The sequence below is a fragment of the Terrabacter sp. Soil810 genome, from assembly GCF_001429645.1.
GTDB lineage: Bacteria > Actinomycetota > Actinomycetes > Actinomycetales > Dermatophilaceae > Terrabacter.
Genome location: NZ_LMSW01000012.1, coordinates 273,884 through 291,238 on the forward strand (window position 1 = coordinate 273,884; position 17,355 = coordinate 291,238).

A 17,355-nucleotide genomic window follows, 5' to 3' on the forward strand; every position below is an offset into this window, starting at 1 on the left:
CTCCCTCAGTCGCCCCGCTCTGAGGCGAGCTCGAAGTCCGCGAAGTCGAAGCCGGGTGACACGAGGCAGCTGACGAGCGCGTCGGCGCCACCCGGCGCGGTGCGCTGCCAGACGTGCGCGGGGACGACCGCCTGGGCCACCACTCCGGCCGAGGGGTCGGGACCCAGCACGACGGAGTCCACCTCGCCGTCCGACGGTGGCTGCGCCCCCGTCCCGCCGAGCTCGAGCACGACCGAGCCGGTGTGGGCGAGCCACGCCTCGTCGGACGCGACCCGGTGCCACGCCGAGGACTCGCCGGCGGGCAGGAGGAAGTGGATGAGAGTGGCGGTCGCGCGCAGACGACCGTCCGGCAGCGTCACGGTCGCGGGGGAGACCCACGTCTGGCGGAACCACCCGCCCTCGGGGTGTGGCTGCAGGTCGAGGACGTCGGCGAGGGGCGGGCGCATGCCGTCCATCATCCGCTCCTCGCGCCGGCCCTTCGCGCCGGCCCTTCGCGCCGGCCGCTCAGCCGCGCTGGGCCGAGGGGTCGGCCGGCTTCGGCGGCCACGGGAAGAACCCACTCGTGCGCCGCACGTAGTCGGCGTAGTCCGGACGGCGGTCGCCGATGTCCTTCTCGAGCAGCTTCTTTCCGGTGCCGCCGTAGAGGTTCCACACCATGACGGCCGGTGACAGGACCGTCAGCACGCCGGGCCAGGCGCTCGCCGCGACGAGGAAGAGCCCGGTCCAGACGCTCGCGTCGCCGAAGTAGTTCGGGTGCCGCGTGTAGCGCCACAGGCCGGTGTCGAGCACCGTGCCCCGGTTGGACGGGTCGTTGCGGAAGCGCGTCAGCTGCAGGTCGCCCACCGACTCGAAGAAGAAGCCGATCGCCCAGACGACGACGCCCAGCCACAGCACCCAGCCGATGCCACCCTCGACGAACATGGCGATCTGCACCGGCAGCGAGACGAACCACATGATGAGGCCCTGCGGCAGGTAGATGTGCACCAGCGCGTACGTGTTCGGGTTGCCGTCGGTGCGCTTCAGCATCGCCGCGTAGCGCGGGTCCTCACCCTTGCCGCGTGACCGGCTGAAGATGTGCGCCGCGAGACGCAGTCCCCACAGGGCCGTGAGCACGAGCGCGAGCCAGCGGCGTAGCGCGTCGCCTTGGCCGCCGCTCGTGGCGAAGGCCGTGAGGGCGATGGCCACGAAGCCCAGCCCCCAGGTCACGTCGATGACGGCTTGCTTGCCCACGCGCAGGGCCACGGCGAAGGTGATGCCGAGGACGACGACGACCGCGAGCGCGGTGAGCAGCAGCGTGCGCCCGAAGGCGCCGCCGTCGAAGCCGGCGGCATCGGCCGCCCGAGCCACGACGGGGGAGACGGTCGTCCAGACCGACGTCACGGTGGTCACCAGGCCCGGACGGGCGGCATACCGCTACGGCCGTCGGCGGTCGGCCTCACGGCGAGGATCTGGTCGACGCCCATCCGACCCTCCTCGAAGGCCAGCGCGCCGCCGACGAGGTAGAGGCGCCAGACGCGTCCGACCTCCTCACCGACCATGGCGACGACGCGGTCCCAGTTGGCCTCGAAGGTGTCGTACCAGGCGTGGACGGTCCGCACGTAGTGCTCGCGCAAGGCGTGGACGTCGCGCACCTCGAGACCGGCCTGCTCGATGAGGTCGACCGTCTCGCCGACGGGCCGCATGTGCATGTCCGGGGCGATGAAGGCCTCGATGAACGGGCCGCCGCCGGGTCGCGTCGTGCGCGACATCTGCTGGATCAGCGCACGCCCGCCCGGGCGCAGCAGCCGGTGGATCTGGCCGGTGAAGGTCGGGTAGTTCTTCTGCCCGACGTGCTCGCCCATCTCGATCGAGGAGATCGTGTCGAAGGGGCCGTCGGGCACCTCGCGGTAGTCCTGCAGGCGGATCTCGACCCGGTCCTGCAGCCCGCGCTGGCGGATCCGCTCGTCGATGAACGCCTTCTGCTCGCTCGAGATCGTCACGCCGACGACCCGCGCGCCGAACTTCTCGGCCGCGTGGAGCGAGAGCGAGCCCCAGCCGCAGCCGATGTCGAGGTGGCGTCCGCCGGGCTCGATGCCGAGCTTGCGGCAGACGAGGTCGAGCTTGTCGCGCTGCGAGTCCTCGACGGTGTAGCCGGGCTCGGTGCTCGTCCAGTACCCGCACGAGTAGGCCATGTGCGGGTCGAGGATGAGCGAGTAGAAGTCGTTGGAGAGGTTGTAGTGGTGCTCGATGGCACTGCGGTCGCGGGTCTTCGTGTGCAGGCGCCCGCGGAGGCGGNNCGTTCTTCGCGACGGCGGCCACGGTGCCGGCCGAGGGACGGCCGCCGGAGAGCGCGCGTGCCGTCGACCAGACGCGCCGGAAGCCGTCGAGCAGGTCGCCCTCGACGTCGAGCTCGCCGGTGACGTACGCCTGGGCGAGCCCGAGCTCGCCGGGGTGGCGCACGAGGCGGCGCAGGGCGGCGGGGTCGCGCAGGACGACGGTCGGGGCGTCGGCGCGTCCGGCGACGGTGCCGTCCCACGCCTTGAGGCGCACGGGCAGCTGCCCGCTGAAGAGGGGCTCGACGACGGCGGCCAGCCGGGCGGCGATGCCGTTCGGACGGGAGGACGCCGCGGAGGGGGCGGGAGCGTCGGGGCGGTCGTCGGTAACGGTCATCGGGGTGGCCTCTCGTTGGGGTCGACTCGAGATGATTCGGTGCCGGGCGCGCGGCGGATGGGGCGGCGCGGCGCACCGTCATGGAGATACCCGGATCGCGACCTCGCGTCCCGCGCCTGCCCCCACGAGCCGTCGGGCCACGAGCAGGGCAGAACCTGGAGCTCGGGGCGGACGGTCAGGGGGTCACCTGCACGGGGACGGCGCTGACCGTGGCGCCTCGTGTCGATGTCGCGGTCACCGTGCCCGACGCGTCGGGTCCGGCGGGTGAACCCTTGATGCGCACGGACCATGCGCCCGTGGTGTCGACGGCGGCCGACCCGATGAGGGTGTCGGCTGCCCCGAGGCGCGCGGTCACGAGATCCGGCGGCGGGCCGGTCGCCGTCCCGACGACGCGCCACTCGCGGGTCGAGGTGCGATAGGTCGCCTGCGTGACGACGACACGGTCCACGAGCTGGTGACCGTCACCTTCGCCGTGCTCGTGCCGTCCGGCCCAGTCGCGGTGACGGTGAAAGCCAGCGGCGAGGTCATTCTGTGCGGACGGAGCCGCGCCGCTCACCGTGCTCGGTGCTCCCACCGACAAGGTGAACGTGCCCGAGACGGCATCCGTGTCGCTCCTCCAGCCGGGCATGAGCCGAGGCAGGTGTCGCGACGGACAGGAGGACGACGCCGCCCAGCACCCAGCCGAGCAGCCTGCGGAGCAAGCTGGTTCGTCGCCGTCGCTGATGGCCGTGCCCCCGAGTCTCCGTCGGCCCTCTGACCGTCCGGGTGCGACGAGGATCGCACGACACGCCCACGTCCGCACCGAGTTTGGTGGCGATGGCGACCGCACCGGTCAGGAGGAGACCCCCACCGACCCGTCCCGTCTCGCGTCCCCGGCGGCCACCAGCCCGTCCGGACCCAGCACCGCTGCGCCCACCCCACCGAAGTACATGTGCGGACCTGGGAAGCGGTGCGACGGGAGTCCGCTCGCCTCGACCGCGGCCGCGATGTCGTCCGACGGCTCGTGCTCGACGCGTGGGGACCCATCGTCCATGAACCGCACGTGCAAGCGCGGGGCGTCGATCGAGTGCTGGAGGTCGTCGCCGCGAAGGAGTCCGCGTCCGAGCACCTGCATGAGCGCCGTCGTGATCCGGTCCGCACCGGGTGAGCCGACGGCGAGCGCGGTGCCCGAGGAGCTGCGGCCGGTGGTCGGGGCCATGTTCGAGGCGAGCCGCGTGCCGGGGGACACGGCGTGGATGCCGAGCCGGTTGAGCTCCGGCTCGCCCAGGGCGTTGTTGAGCAGGATGCCGGTGCCGGGGATCACCATGCCGGCGCCGTATCCGCACGACATCGTGATGGCACATGCGTTCCCGTGCTCGTCCACGGCGGAGACGTGAGCGGTGGACGCCGAGGTGGGAAGCCCCGCCAGCCCGTGTCGCTCCACCGCCTCGAGGAGGGCGTGGCCGTCGGCGTCGAGGTCGCGGGACCTGTCGTGGACGGAGAGGCGGTAGGCGAGGACCCGGCGCTGGATCTCGATGACCTCGGCCCACGTCCAGTCCTCGTGCCGCGCCAGCTGGCCGAGCATGGCCGCGAGCATCGGGCCGCCCACGGAGGGCGGCGGGTTGAGGGCGATGTGCCAGGAGCCGACGGTCCGCATCGTGGGTGCACGAACGACGGCCTCGTATGCCGTGAGGTCGGCCATCGTGATCAACCCACCGTTCGCGGCCATGTCCTCGACGAGAACGCGCCCGACGGCGCCGGTCGTGAAGAGCGACACCCCTTGTGCCGCAAGTAGGTCCAAGATGTCGGCGAGGTCGACGTTGAGGGAGGTCTCGCCGGGCTCGAGCGGTCCGCCGTCGGCTCCTGTCACGAGGGCGTGGGCCTCGGGGTCGTGGCCGAAGAGCGTGTCGCGGACGATACCGAGATAGAGAGCGGCGGCCGCGCCGACCCGGTATCCGTCGCGACAGGTCCGGGCCGACGGCTCCACGAGCCGCCGCCACGGCACCTTCCCGAAGCGGTCCCTGGCGGCTGAGAGTGCTTGCACGGCACCGGAGTTCGCGACCGCAGCGTGTCCCGCACCGATCGTCACCCCGCCGCCGTAGTCGGTGGGGACCTGCCGAACGCCGTGGCCGAAGGCCGACCGGTCCAGTCCCCGGCCGGGCATCTCGACGTTGCCGTCGATGACGACGGGGTCGTCGCCGGCGAGCCACACGTTGACGAAGGCGCCACCCATCAGGCTGACGACCCCGGGCTCGGTGCTCATGGCCGCCAGGGACGCGGCGATTGCCGCATCGACGGCGTTTCCGCCCTCGGCTGCCACCTCGAGCCCGGCCTGCAGAGCCGCCGGACCCGGAGCGGCGAGCGCCACACGGCTCATGAGGTCGCTCTGCCGCTCGAGTGGTACTCCGAGTTCGGCACGAGCCCCAGCGCCGTCGACACCCGGTTGGTGAGGTTGAACATCCCGACGACCTGGACGAGCTCGACCACCTGGTGGTCGTCGAGTCCCGCGGCTCGCAGTGGGCCGAGGTCGGCCTCGGTGACCTCGGCGGGATGGAGAGTCAGCTTCTCGGCGTAGGAGGCCATCGCGTACTCACGGTGGGGAAGCCCTGCCTGCCGCCAGTTCGAGGCGACGAGGTCGGCGGTCACGGGGTCTCCGGTGTGCTCACGGAGGGCTGCGCCGTGGCTCACCTCGCAGTACGTGCACCGGTTGACGCTGCTGACGACGACGGCCAGCAGCTCGCGGTCGGCGTTGCTCAGGTGCCCCTCCTTGTTGACGAGGAGGTTGAAGTAGCCCCACCACGCGAGGAACTGTTCGCCGTTGACCGCCTGGGCGCGAAAGACGTTGGGCACGAAGCCGACGGTCTCCTGTGCCTTGTCCCAGAGGCGGCTCACGCCCTCCGGGACGTCGTCGCGCTCGGGCACGGCCAGGTACGAGATGCGCTCACGGTCACCCATGAGGCCCACCGTATGCCGCGTGGGGGCCGAGCGCCCGTGGCGCGCCCTCACGCGGCGACCCAGCCGTCAGGCCTTGGCGCCGACGAGCTCGGCGGTGGAGGCCTTCGGGTCGGCGCCGGCGGCCTCGCACAGCGCGTCGAGGGCAGCGGCGACGGCGGGCACGCGCTGCAGGTCGGGGGTGGTCACGGCGAGGATCTGGCGGCGCGACGCGGGGGAGAGCGGCAGGGTGGCGACCTCGTCGTGCTTGGCGGCGTTGAGGATCAGGTCGGGCACGAGCGCGACGCCGAGACCCGCGGTGACGAGGCCGAGCTGGGCGACGTAGTCCTCGGTCTCGAAGGCGACGTTGGGCCGGAAGCCGGCGGTGTCGGCGAGCGACAGCAGGTGGCCGCGGCATCGGGGGCAGCCGGCGATCCACTCCTCGTCCGAGAAGTCGGCCAGCGACGCGGCCGGGTCGCCGGCGTGCGGGTGGGCGCCGGGGACGACGAGACGCACCTCGTCGTCCATGAGGCGGCGGGTCACGAGGAGCGACAGGTCCTCCTCGAGCTCGCCGAGGTCGCCGCCCTCGTAGGCGAAGGCCACGGCCACGTCGCAGTCGCCGTTGCGCAGGGCCGCGAGGGACTCCGGTGGCTCGGCCTCGGTGAAGGTGACGGTGATGTCGGGGTGACGGGCCTTGAGGATGGCGAGCGTGCGGGGCACGAGCGTGGCCGACGAGCTGGGGAAGGCCTGGAGGCGGACGCGCCCGGCGCGCAGGCCGGCGATCGCGGTGATCTCCTCCTCGGCGGCATCGAGCGCGGCGAGGACGCCGACGGCGTGGCGCGCCAGCACCTGACCGGCTTCGGTGAGGCGGACCTGGCGGCCGTAGCGCTCGACGAGGACGGTCCCGGTGCGCTGCTCGAGGCGCCGGACCATCTGCGAGATGGCCGGCTGGGTGAAGCCGAGTGCGTTGGCGGCGCTCGTGAAGCTTCCCTCGTCGGCAATGGCCTTCATGACCCGCAGGCCGGCAGCATCGATCATGTCCTGATCATAACCGAAGATTATGGAAGACGTGAGATTCTGTGCGCGCAGGCGCGGCTTCGCCCGCGCGGGGGGCCGTCGGCGCCTAGACCGACTCGAGGACGCTGACGTAGTTGGCCACGGCGAGCCCGCCCATGTTGTGCACGGCAGCCCGCCGCGCCCCCTCGAGCTGCATCGGCCCCGCCGTCCCCGAGAGCTGCATCGCCGCGAGCACGTGCTGGGACACCCCGGTCGCACCGACCGGGTGCCCCTTCGACTTGAGCCCACCCGAGAGGTTGACGGGCAGCCGGCCGTTTCGGGCCACCGTGCCGTCGTCGAGCAGCCGGGCGCCCTGACCGCGTGGCGCGAGGCCGATGGCCTCGTAGAGGACGAGCTCGGCGATGGTGAAGCAGTCGTGGAGCTCGACGAGGTCGAGGTCGAGGTCGTCGAGCGACGTGCCGGACATCTCCATGGCGCGCTGCCAGGCGGCCACGGTCCCGGCGAACGCGAGCGGGTCACGCTTGGACGCGGGCAGGAAGTCGTTGGCGTGGCCGAAGCCGGCGAGGCGCACCGGGTCGACACGCCCGCCGGTCGGGACCGTCGAGAGCACGAGGGCCGCCGCGCCGTCGGAGACGGGCGAGCAGTCGGTGCGGCGCAGCGGCTCGGCCACGACGGGGTTGCGGTCCGAGACGGTCCGGCAGAAGTCCTCGCCGAGGTCCTTGCGCAGCTGGGCGTACGGGTTGAGGACGCCGTTCTGGTGGTTCTTCGCGGCGATGGAGCCGAGCGCGTCGCCGACCGGGCCGTACCGCTTCTCGTAGTGCCGGGCGACGTCGGCGAAGAGCCCCGCGAACCCCGTCGTCGAGGCCCGACCGGCCAGCTCGTAGTCGGCGCCGAGGAGTGCGGCCCCCACGACCTCCGCCGAGGCGTGCGTCATCTTCTCGGCGCCGATGACGAGCACGGTCCGAGCCGTGCCGGCGAGCAGCGACTTCACGCCCTGGTGAACGGCGGCCGAGCCCGACGCGCACGCGTTCTCGACACGGGTCGCGGGGACGTGGGCGAGGTGGTCGCTGACCTGGAGCGCGAGCGACGATGCGAAGGCGAGCGGCCACATGCCGGAGTTGAACGTGCCGAGCACGACCTCGTCGACCTGGCCCGGCTCGATGCCGGCGCACCCCAGGGCCTCGCTGGCGGCGCGGACGACGAGGCTCTCGAGGGACTCGTCGTCGAGACGGCCGAAGCGGGTGTGCCCCCATCCCGTGAGGAGGACGTCGGTGCCGAAGGTGTCTCGCAGGCTCATGCGGCCACGCTAACGACGGCATCCACGCGGGGCGTGGGGTGAGCGGCCACACGAGGACGCTCGTGGTGTCGCCGCGGCACACGTGGTCGCCGGGACGGAAATGGTTGTCTGGCAGGCATGGTCGATGACGACGTGACGCGCTGGGTGCTGCCCCTCGCGCTCGAGGAGAAGGCCGCCGAGGTCGGGGACCGGGAGCTCGTGCGCGTCATCGGCGAGGGCTCGATGACGTATGCCGCCGCGGCCCGCGACGCACGCCGCGTGGCGTCCCGACTCGCGTCCGCCGGGGTGCGTCGCGGAGACGCCGTCGCGGTGCTGCTTCCCAGCGGGCTGGAGTTCCTCCGTGCGTGGCTGGGGCTCGGGCGCCTCGGCGCCGTCATCGTGCCCATCAACACCGCGCTCGAGGGTGCGTTCCTCGCGCACCAGCTGGTCGACTGCGAGGCCCGGTTCGTCGTGGCCGACGACGACGGCGCCCGTTCCGTCCGTGAGGCGCTGGGCCCGGACGCCGGGCTCACGTCCGTCGACCTCTCGGGCTGGCGGTCGGCGCCGGAGTGGGACGGACCGCTGCCCCGCGCCGCTGACACGGCGTGCCTCATGTACACCTCCGGCACCACCGGCCCGTCGAAGGGGGTCGTCATGCCGCACGCGCACTGCGTGCTCTTCGGCGTCGGCAGCATCGAGGGGCTGGGTCTGAGAGACGACGACCGCTACTACGTGACGATGCCGCTCTTCCACGCCAACGGGCTCTTCATGCAGCTCGGGGCCACGATCCTCGCCGGCGCCGGCGCGGTCCTGCGCCCGCGCTTCAGTGCGAGTGCGTGGGCGCGTGACGTCCGCGAGCACCGGTGCACGGTCTCCAACCTGCTCGGCTCGATGTCCGAGTTCGTCATGGCCCAGCCGCGGAGCGACGACGACCACGAGCTGGGTCTGCGCATCGTGTGCCCCGTCCCGAACCCGCCGGCGCACGAGGCGCAGTGGAGAGACCGGTTCGGTGTGCGCGAGGTCGTGTCGGCATACGGCATGACAGAGGTCAACATCCCGCTCTACGGGCGGGTGGGGCGGTCGCGGCCCGGCTCGGCCGGGCTCGTGCTCGACCGGTGGTTCGAGGTCGAGGTGCGCGACCCGGAGACGGACGTGCCCGTGCCGCGCGGGACGGTCGGCGAGATCATGGTCCGCCCACGGGTTCCGTTCGGCTTCATGACCGGCTACCACGGGCTGCCGGAGGCGACGGTCGAGGCCTGGCGCAGCTTCTGGTTCCACACCGGTGACTCAGGCGTCATGGACGGCGACGGGTGGGTGACGTTCGTCGACCGCACCAAGGACTGCATCCGTCGTCGCGGCGAGAACATCTCCTCGTTCGAGGTGGAGGCGGCCGTGGCCGCACTCGAGGGCGTCGCCGAGGTCGCCGCCTACGCGGTGCCGTCCGTGCCTGCCGGCACCGAGGACGAGGTCATGCTCGCGGTCGTCCCCGAGCCGGGAGCCGACCTCGACTGCGCAGAGCTCGTGCACCGCCTCGACGCCGTGCTGCCACGCTTTGCCCGACCCCGCTACATCGAGCTCGTCGAGGGGCTGCCGCGGACGCCCACGGCCAAGGTGCGCAAGGCCGAGCTCCGGCGCCGTGCGGTCACCCCTGCGACGTGGGACCGGGAGGCCCGGTCGACCGACGTAGGCTGACCGGGTGCAGCAGCCGAACGGCATACCCCCGCAGAGCACGCCGACATCCGCGGCCACGGTCACGGCGACGACCCGGCTGTCCACCTCGCGCACCCTGCCGCTGCAGACGCACGACCTCGGCACCTTCGACGACCTCGTCGACCTCGTCAGCGGAGGCGGCGTCGTCGTGCTCTCCGGTGCAGGCCTGTCGACCGAGTCGGGCATCCCCGACTACCGCGGGCCCGACGGGACACGTCGCGTCGAGCCGATGACGTACGGAGAGTTCGCCGGGTCGAGCGAGGCGCGACGGCGCTACTGGGCGCGCAGCTACATCGGCTGGCAGCGGTTCAACGCCGCAGAGCCCAACGACGGCCACCGCGTCGTCACGGACCTGCAGCGGGCGGGATACGTCGGGCCGATCATCACCCAGAACGTCGACGGGCTGCACCAGGCGTCGGGCGCGACGGACGTCGTCGAGCTGCACGGCTCGCTCGAGCGCGCCGTCTGCCTCACCTGTGGTGAGTACGCCACTCGAATCGGCTTGCACGAGAGGATGACCGAGGCCAACCCGGGCTTCCGGGAGCGCTTCGCGGAGGCTGCGAAGGCCGTCGGCTCGCAGTGGGGGGAGCAGGTGCGCCCCGACGGTGACATCGTGCTCGCCGACGCTCTCGTCGCGTCCTTCCACGCCCCGCGCTGCCTCGTCTGCGGCAACGACACGGTCAAGCCCGACGTCGTCTTCTTCGGCGAGTCGGTGCCGAAGTCCGTGGTGGAGCGGTGCTTCTCGCTCGTCGACGGGGCCGGTGCGGTCCTCGTGCTCGGCTCGTCGCTGTCGGTCATGAGCGGCTACCGCTTCGTCCGCCGCGCGCACCAGCGTGACGTGCCCGTCGCGATCGTCACGCGCTCGGCCACCCGCGGCGACGCAGAGGCCACCCTGCGCCTGCACGCGCCCCTCGGCCCGACCCTGACGGAGCTGCGTGATGCGCTCGGGCACTGAGCAGCCTTGGTATGCCACCCTGCCCGGGTCCGGGCCCGGCCCGTCCGTCCGCTGGACGTCCCCGGCGTTCGAGGCCGAGCTGCGCGACTGGGTCGGAGGGGTCCTGGGCGGGCTCGGCGTCGATCTCGTCTCGCTCGAGCCCGTGCACCAGCGCCCGTGGTCGACGGTCTGGCGCGCCGGGACCTCCGACGGTGCCACCTTCTGGGCCAAGCAGAACTGCGACCACCAGTCCTTCGAGGCGACGCTGCTGGTCGTGCTGGACCGCCTGGCACCGCACCGGGTCGTCCCGGTCGTCGCGGGCGACCTCGAGCGCGGACTGCACCTCGTGCCCGACCAGGGGCCGGTGCTGGCCCGGACGGTCGCCGACGACGACGTCGACGCCTGGTGCCGGGTCTCGGCCGAGGCCATGCACCTCCAGCGCGACCTCGTCGGCCACGAGCCCGACCTTGTCGGTGCGGGCCTCACGACGCTGCGCCCGGACGAGTCGGCGGCCTACGTGGAGGCGCGGGTCGAGTCCCTGACGGCCCTGCCCCAGGACGACCCGCGTCGGATGGCCGATGACGTCGCCCAGCGGCTACGCGACCTGCTGCCCGACGTGGCGGTCTGGGGTGAGGAGGTCGCCGCGCTCGGCCTCGCCGACACCCTCGTGCACAACGACCTCCACGCCAACAACGTCTTCGCCACGGTGGGTGGCATGCGCTTCTTCGACTTCGGCGACGCCGTGCTCGCCCACCCCCTGTCCGCGCTCTTCGTCCCGCTCAACGTGCTGCTCCACCGGTTCGAGGCAGCCCCCGACGACCCCCGGCTGAGACGGGTTGCCGACGCGGCGCTCGAGGTCTGGGGCGACGTCGTCCCCGTCACCTCGCTCCGGTCGGCCCTGCCGGCGGCGCTGCGGCTCGGTCGGCTCGGGCGTGCCGAGTCGTGGCTGCGGGTCACCGCGACGCTGACGCCGCCGGAGGCCGCTGAGTACGGCGACTCCGGCACGTGGTGGCTCGGTGCGCTCGGCGACGAACCGCCCCTGTCCTGAGGGCTACTCGGCCACCGAACGGGCCGATCGTGCCTCGGCACCCTCGGCGTCTCGCAGGTCCCACAGCTCCTTGGTCTGCACGCCCCAGTAGGTGGCGAAGAGCACGATGATGATGACCTCGGCGATGAGGATGAGGTGGTCGAAGCCGCTCACCGTGAGGGCCGCCAGCACGGTCACCGCGAGAGCGAGGGCCAACGCGACCGCGATGGCGATGTAGATGCGCTTGTAGGCGATCCCCCGCGCCGCGCCGCCGCCGGTCGCACCCTGGTGACGCTCCTCGGCGCGCAGCGCGCTGAAGACCATGACGGCGATGACCCCGGCCACCATGGTGCCCGCGGCGATGCCGTGGCTCAGCGCGATGAAGCGGTCGCGCAGCGCGAGGAAGAGGGTCAGCTCTGCGAGCAGCACGAGACCGCAGACCACCGAGACGACCACCGAGCGGACCGTGGGCCGCTCGGAGGGGTCGCGGGTCAGCGCGCCCCGCTTGAGCCAGGCGGCCACGACCGCCGCGACGACTGCGACGACGACGAGCGACCAGATGTTGTTGCGCACGGCCGCGGCGATCTCGGCCGGGCTCTGGGTGTACGCGTTCGGACCGCACCGGCCGTCAGGCACCGTCGGGACCATGGCGACGACGAAGGCCATGAAGCCCGAGAAGTTGAGCAGCACGTCCTCCTCGGGTGAGTGGCCCTTGTAGGCGATGAGGCTCGCGCCGAGCGCGCACAGCGAGCCGACGAAGACGGTCCTCGCGGGCGTGTAGTAGTAGGCGCTGATCGAGCCGAGCCAGCACGAGTGGTCGGTCTCCCACCACCACTGGTAGCCGACGGAGAGCAGCAGCATGAGGAGCAGCGCGATCATCGCTCCCCGGAGGTAACGGTAGGTGAAGACGACGTCTCGGGTACGGCCGGGTGCCATGGCGGTCTCCTTCGCAGGACTCACGGGTCAGAGTCTGTCGCCGCCCGGTCCGATACGCCTCCCGGACGACGTATGCCGCCGGCGCACACGGGCGCCGACGGCATACGTCGTCGGTGGCTGCGGGGAGGGGTCAGATGCGGCGCAGGACGGCCGTGACCTTGCCGAGGATCGTCGCGTGGTCGCCGTCGATGGGGGAGAAGTCGGCGTTGTGCGGCATGAGCCACACGTGACCGTCGGTGCGCTTGAACGTCTTGACCGTCGCCTCGTTGTCGAGCATGGCGGCCACCACGTCGCCGTTCTCGGCGTGCTGCTGCTGGCGCACGACGACCCAGTCGCCGTCGCAGATGGCGGCCTCGACCATCGAGTCACCGGTCACCTTGAGCAGGAAGAGGTCGCCTTCGCCGACGAGCTGCTTGGGCAGGGGGAAGACGTCCTCGACGACCTCCTCGGCGGTGATCGGCACACCGGCGGCGATCTGGCCGAGCACCGGGACGTAGGACGCTTCGGGCCGGGCGTCACCCGAGTCGGTCTCGGTGTCGTAGTGGTCGCCGCGCGGACGCGGTGTGGTGGCGTCGCCGCCGCGGTAGCCGAGCTCCTCGGCCTTGGCGTCGGGGGAGACGACCTCGAGGGCCCGCGGCCGGTTGGGGTCGCGGCGCAGGTAGCCCTTGGCGACGAGCGCGTTGAGCTGGTGCGAGACGCTCGACGGGCTGGCGAGCCCGACGGCGTCGCCGATCTCGCGCATGCTCGGCGGGTAGCCGCGACGGTCGACGGAGTTGCGGATGACCTCGAGCACCCGCCGCTGGCGGACGGTCAGACCGTCTCCGGTCTCGCGATCGGGAAGCTCGGTCACGCCCATGGTGTCCCCTTCGTCGGCTCGTCAGGCCGCTTCGTGACGCCGGGTGTGGGGCCAGTGTCAGTGGTGGCTGGTGAGGTCTGTGGTGTGAGGAAAGACTACGCAGTTCGAACACAGTTGCCAAACACCTGTTCGATGCGTGTCTCGACTTCATCGAACATACGTGCTACAACTCGTACAGACGTTCTATCGAACATGTGTTCGCCGGTTCAGGAGCAAGGGGAGGTCACCATGAGCGCCATCGTCCTCGAGGTCGTTCGTCAGCCGCACACCGAGGAGCCCGCGCGGTCGCAGGCGACCGGTCGGCCCCGCCTCGTCCTGGTCCCCACCGGCCCCGACGCAGCACGGGCGGCCCGGACGGCCCGCGCCACCCAACCGCCGATGCGGTTGACGCGGTTCGGTCGCCTCGTCGTGGCCCTCCTCGTCGCAGCGGTCGTGTCCGTCCTCGGCGTCGGCCTGGCCGGCCAGCTCGCGTCGGCCACGGGGGAGCCGCGCACCATCACGGTCCGCTCGGGACAGACGCTCTCGGGCATCGCGGCCCGCGAGCTGCCCGAGCTGACCACGTCCGAGGGCGTCGTCGAGCTGCAGATCGCCAACGGACTCAGCACCACCGCGATCCACTCCGGTCAACAGCTCGTCATCCCGGGTCGCTGACCCGAGCCCTCCCGGGGCCGGCCGATGACGTATGCCGTGTGCTCGGCTGCGCCCGGCCCGACCCCACCCGATCCGCCGCGTTGGCTCCACCTTCAGCGGCTGGCGGTAGCGGCGCTTCGACCCCGCCGTTCCTGCCCCGGACGCCGCACCCCTGAGGAGGGGGTGCGGCGTTCTGCTGTGCCGGTCGTCGTTGTGGGGCAAGGGCGCCCGGGTCGCGCCGCCTGCCCGCACCCCTGTGGATGATGCGCTCGCGGTCCCACGGGCCCGACCTAGCGTGGTGGCCCTCGGGAAGGGAGCACGGGATGCGCTACGACGTCGATACCGCCGCACTGCGCGATGACGCCACCTCGATCGCTGAGGTGTTGGAGCGGGTGCGGCGGCTCGGGATCGCTGAGGAGCTGCGGCCCCTGGGCGGGGCGATTCCCGGCGGCCGCGTCGCCGCGGGGCTGGCGCAGGTGGCAGCCGCCTGGGACGTCCGTCTGGCCGGGTCGCGCTGGGAGCTGCAGGAGCTGGGTCGCTGCCTCACCGCAGCGACCGACACCTACGACGCGGTCGAGCGGGCTGCGCTGCAGGTCGTCCCGTCGCCTACCGGTGGACCCCCATGAGCTCGGCGGGCTCCGGTGCGGGCGCACCCGGCATGTTCACGGTCGCCGACCTCCGGGCGTGCCGGCCGGAGTCGCTGCTCGCGGTGGGTCGCCGGCTCGAGGACCGCCGCCGCCGGGTCCTCGGCCTGGCCGAGCTCGTGCTGTGGCGTCGCTCGGCCGCTCCCCGGTGGTCCGGAGCCGCCTCCTCGGCCGCGGCCGACCGCTACGGGCTCGTCGTCGCCGGGCTCGGGCGGCTCGCGGGCAGTATCGCCGCGACCGCACACGCCGTCGGGCACGCCGCCGCACGTCTGCAGTCGGCGCTCGACCTCCTCGGCCGGGCCGACCGGCGGGCTGCCGACGAGGGGGCGTGGCTCGACGGCGAGGGTCACCTCTTCCTTCCCGTGCGGGCGTCCCTCGGTGACCCGGCTGGGGAGGCCCACCGCGCCCGGCTCGACGAGCTGCTGCGGGCCGAGGTGCACGCCTGCCTCAGACAGGCCCGGTGCGCAGCCTCCGAGACCGACGAGGAGCTGTGGCGGGCCCTGCTGTGTTCCGCCCGTGGCGCGACCGGGTCGATCGGGACCGGGGTGCAGACGCCGTCCCCGTCGGCGCCCCCGCCACCCCCGCCACCTCCGCCCGCGGCGGCCGGCGGTGTCGGTGCGCAGGTCTTCGCCTCGGCCGCCTGGTGGCGATCCCTCACGGACGAGGAGAGGCGTCGGGTCCTCCGCGAGCGTCCCGAGTGGGTGGGACCTCGTGACGGGGTGCCGGCGGCCGCACGCCACGAGGCGAACCTCGCCCTCCTCGCTCGTGCGGAGCGGGTCGCGTCGGCCCGGGCGCGCGAGGCCCAGCGCTCGGCGTCGCCGGGCAACGCCGCCCAGCGGACGCGCGCTGCCGAGCACCTCGCGGCCCTGCAGGCGGTGCGCGACGTCCTCGGGCGGGGCGACGGAGGTCCGCGACGCCTCCTGCTGGTCGACGCGACGGGCCTCGACGTCAAGGCGGTCGTGGCGGTCGGAGACGTCGACCGTGCCGATCACGTCGTGACCTTCGTCGGTGGGCTGTCGACCATGGTGGGCGCAGACCTGCGCCGCTACGACGACACGTTCGTGTGGATGCGGTCCGAGGCGAGGGCCCTCGCGCCCGGTGAGGACGTCGCGGTCGTGACGTGGATGGGCTACGACGCGCCACAGGTCCACGAGATCGTCAGCTCGGTGGACCGGAACGTCCTGAACGCCAAGCTGGCCCGTGACAATGCCGGCGCGCTGGCCGACTTCGTCACCGGCGTGGAGGCGGCGCGCGAGCGGCCCGCCCACCAGACGGTCTGGGCCCACTCCTACGGCGGGACGCTGGCGGGCTTCGCCTCCCTGCGCACGAGCGCCGTCGACGACGTCGCGGTCTTCGGCGCGCCAGGCCTGCCGTTCTCCGACGTGGCCCGCACGACACTCAAGCCCGGGTCCCTCAACGTCCTGGGAGCCGTGGGTGACGACGTCTTCGGCTACGGCTGGATGGTGCACGGCACGTCCCCGGCCGACGTCACCGGGGCGAGCAGGCTGTCGACCTTCGCCCTGAAGCAGTCCGGGACCGGGTGCAACCACTGGCTGCACCCGCGCTCCGACTTCGTCGACCGCGGCCGTACCTCGGCCGGCCACTCCGACTACCTCCGCGCCGGCACCGACAGCGCCCGCAACCTCGTCGCGATCGCGGCGGGGCGTCCTGACCTGCGGGTCTTCCAGGGCGCCGACGAACGCGCGTGCACCACGACCGGGCCGAGCCTGGGGACCGACCCGATGGGCTGGCCGAGGCTCGTCCCGTGAGCGCCGACATCGGCTGGTTCGGCTCCGGCCCGGACCCGCCCGGCCCTGACGTCGGCCGCGGGACGGCCGCCGCCCGGCGCGACCGTCTCGTGGCCTGGGCGTGCGGGTGGCTGACGTTGCTGCAGACGCTGCCCTACCTCGTGGTCGGCTGGATCACCGACGGCGGGAGCGCCGCCGGTGACGGGGCACTGTCCGCCCTGTCGCCCGCGTCGCTGCTCGGGGTCGTGGGGTTCGGGGTCGTGCTCGCGGTGGCGCTGTCCCGACCCGGTCTGCAACCGCCCGTCGAGGAGGGTGTGGCCGTGGGTGTCGCCGACACCGGCCACCTCCTGCCGACCCGCCCGCCGCGTGTCGCGTCGTCGGCTCGGTCGGGCCTGCGGAGGTTGCGCTGGGCGGCTCTCGCGTCGCTGGCGGAGGTCGGGGTCCTCGCGGGAGCGGTCCTGCTCGACAGTGCCGCTCGCTCGGGCGCGGTGGCCGTCGGCGACTCGCTCGACGACGGATCGGCGCTCGGGGCCTACGTCGCCATCGCGCTCCAGGTGCTCGTGACGGACCCGCGGGCGCCCATCGCCGTCGTCGTCGCGCTCGTCGCGCTCACCCTGGCGCGGCGTCCCGTCAGGCAGCGCCGTCGAGCCCGTCAGGGCCGCCGGCAGCTCGAACCACACGTCGGTCCCCGGGCCGTCCGCCGAGCGGATGCCGATCGAGCCGCCGTGGGCCTCGATGATGCGTTTGACGGTGGCCAGGCCGATGCAGCTGCCGTCGACGGACGTCTCGACCCGGTCGAAGAGGCCGAAGACCCGGTCGCGGTCGGCGACGGAGATGCCGATCCCGTGGTCCCGGACCTAGATGTGCCAACGGTCCCGGACAGGCACCGACGTGATCTCGATGCGGGGCGCGACCCCGGGACGGGCGTACTTCGCGGCGTTCGAGACGAGGTTGAGCAGCACCGAGTAGAGCTGCTGACCGTCGGCGGGCAGGGTCGGCAGCGGGCCCGCCGTGACGG

16 protein-coding genes and 1 pseudogene are annotated in these 17,355 nt (G+C 72.8%); 6 read left to right on the forward strand and 11 right to left on the reverse strand.

Annotated elements, in window-relative coordinates:
* Positions 1-5: 5 nt before the first annotated feature.
* The 8 genes from ASG96_RS16125 to ASG96_RS16160 all read right to left on the reverse strand — a co-directional run bounded on the left by ASG96_RS16125 (position 6) and on the right by ASG96_RS16160 (position 7,873).
* Positions 6-455 carry a cupin domain-containing protein gene (locus tag ASG96_RS16125; RefSeq protein WP_235509190.1) on the reverse strand — a complete coding sequence of 150 codons (450 nt, stop codon included), beginning with the start codon at positions 453-455 and terminating at the stop codon, positions 6-8.
* A gap of 49 nt (positions 456-504) precedes the next feature.
* Positions 505-1,380 carry a DUF1295 domain-containing protein gene (locus ASG96_RS16130; protein WP_369813610.1) on the reverse strand — a complete coding sequence of 292 codons (876 nt, stop codon included), beginning with the start codon at positions 1,378-1,380 and terminating at the stop codon, positions 505-507.
* Positions 1,381-1,385: 5 nt separating this feature from the next.
* Positions 1,386-2,258 carry a class I SAM-dependent methyltransferase gene (locus tag ASG96_RS16135; protein WP_369813615.1) on the reverse strand — a complete coding sequence of 291 codons (873 nt, stop codon included), beginning with the start codon at positions 2,256-2,258 and terminating at the stop codon, positions 1,386-1,388.
* A gap of 566 nt (positions 2,259-2,824) precedes the next feature.
* Positions 2,825-3,277: a hypothetical protein gene (locus tag ASG96_RS24260; protein WP_057588576.1), complete on the reverse strand. Its 453-nt coding sequence runs from the start codon at positions 3,275-3,277 to the stop codon at positions 2,825-2,827.
* Positions 3,278-3,481: 204 nt separating this feature from the next.
* Positions 3,482-5,005: a gamma-glutamyltransferase gene (locus ASG96_RS16145; RefSeq protein ID WP_057588577.1), complete on the reverse strand. Its 1,524-nt coding sequence runs from the start codon at positions 5,003-5,005 to the stop codon at positions 3,482-3,484.
* The gene (locus ASG96_RS16150) at positions 5,002-5,583 is read right to left on the reverse strand and encodes a peroxidase-related enzyme (protein WP_056759264.1); all 582 of its coding nucleotides are present in this window, start codon (positions 5,581-5,583) and stop codon (positions 5,002-5,004) included. The genes ASG96_RS16145 and ASG96_RS16150 overlap by 4 nt, the downstream gene beginning before the upstream one ends.
* A 66-nt stretch (positions 5,584-5,649) precedes the next feature.
* Positions 5,650-6,597 carry a LysR family transcriptional regulator gene (locus ASG96_RS16155; protein WP_057588578.1) on the reverse strand — a complete coding sequence of 316 codons (948 nt, stop codon included), beginning with the start codon at positions 6,595-6,597 and terminating at the stop codon, positions 5,650-5,652.
* An 85-nt stretch (positions 6,598-6,682) separates the two neighbouring features.
* Positions 6,683-7,873, reverse strand: coding sequence for an acetyl-CoA acetyltransferase (locus ASG96_RS16160; protein WP_057588579.1), 1,191 nt, complete (start codon positions 7,871-7,873; stop codon positions 6,683-6,685).
* Between the two features lie 117 nt (positions 7,874-7,990).
* Between ASG96_RS16160 and ASG96_RS16165 the strand changes: the two genes are divergently transcribed.
* From ASG96_RS16165 to ASG96_RS16175, 3 genes are read left to right on the forward strand one after another with little or no spacing between them, the layout of a single operon-like run.
* Positions 7,991-9,544, forward strand: a complete 1,554-nt coding sequence (locus tag ASG96_RS16165; protein ID WP_057588580.1) for an AMP-binding protein — start codon at positions 7,991-7,993, stop codon at positions 9,542-9,544.
* Between the two features lie 4 nt (positions 9,545-9,548).
* Entirely contained in the window at positions 9,549-10,517 is a 969-nt protein-coding gene (locus ASG96_RS16170) for a Sir2 family NAD-dependent protein deacetylase (RefSeq protein WP_200962709.1), read from the forward strand.
* A complete protein-coding gene (locus ASG96_RS16175; RefSeq protein ID WP_057588581.1) occupies positions 10,501-11,544 on the forward strand; it encodes a phosphotransferase in 1,044 nt (347 codons plus the stop codon). The genes ASG96_RS16170 and ASG96_RS16175 overlap by 17 nt, the downstream gene beginning before the upstream one ends.
* A gap of 3 nt (positions 11,545-11,547) precedes the next feature.
* Here ASG96_RS16175 and ASG96_RS16180 read toward each other — a convergent pair whose 3' ends face one another.
* Positions 11,548-12,459, reverse strand: a complete 912-nt coding sequence (locus tag ASG96_RS16180) for a hypothetical protein (protein WP_057588582.1) — start codon at positions 12,457-12,459, stop codon at positions 11,548-11,550.
* A 130-nt stretch (positions 12,460-12,589) separates the two neighbouring features.
* Positions 12,590-13,315: a transcriptional repressor LexA gene (gene lexA, locus ASG96_RS16185; RefSeq protein ID WP_056759249.1), complete on the reverse strand. Its 726-nt coding sequence runs from the start codon at positions 13,313-13,315 to the stop codon at positions 12,590-12,592.
* A 228-nt stretch (positions 13,316-13,543) separates the two neighbouring features.
* Between lexA and ASG96_RS16190 the strand changes: the two genes are divergently transcribed.
* The 3 genes from ASG96_RS16190 (at position 13,544) to ASG96_RS16200 (ending at position 16,358) form a co-directional block, all read left to right on the forward strand.
* Positions 13,544-13,966, forward strand: a complete 423-nt coding sequence (locus ASG96_RS16190; RefSeq protein WP_057588583.1) for a LysM peptidoglycan-binding domain-containing protein — start codon at positions 13,544-13,546, stop codon at positions 13,964-13,966.
* 302 nt (positions 13,967-14,268) lie between these two features.
* Positions 14,269-14,571 (forward strand): hypothetical protein, encoded by a 303-nt coding sequence (locus ASG96_RS16195; RefSeq protein WP_057588584.1) that lies wholly within the window; start codon positions 14,269-14,271, stop codon positions 14,569-14,571.
* Positions 14,568-16,358 (forward strand): alpha/beta hydrolase, encoded by a 1,791-nt coding sequence (locus tag ASG96_RS16200; protein ID WP_057588585.1) that lies wholly within the window; start codon positions 14,568-14,570, stop codon positions 16,356-16,358. The genes ASG96_RS16195 and ASG96_RS16200 overlap by 4 nt, the downstream gene beginning before the upstream one ends.
* A 698-nt stretch (positions 16,359-17,056) precedes the next feature.
* Here ASG96_RS16200 and ASG96_RS24690 read toward each other — a convergent pair.
* Positions 17,057-17,179 (reverse strand): annotated as a pseudogene (locus ASG96_RS24690) (histidine kinase); the annotation flags it as partial.
* Positions 17,180-17,355 lie beyond the last annotated feature (176 nt).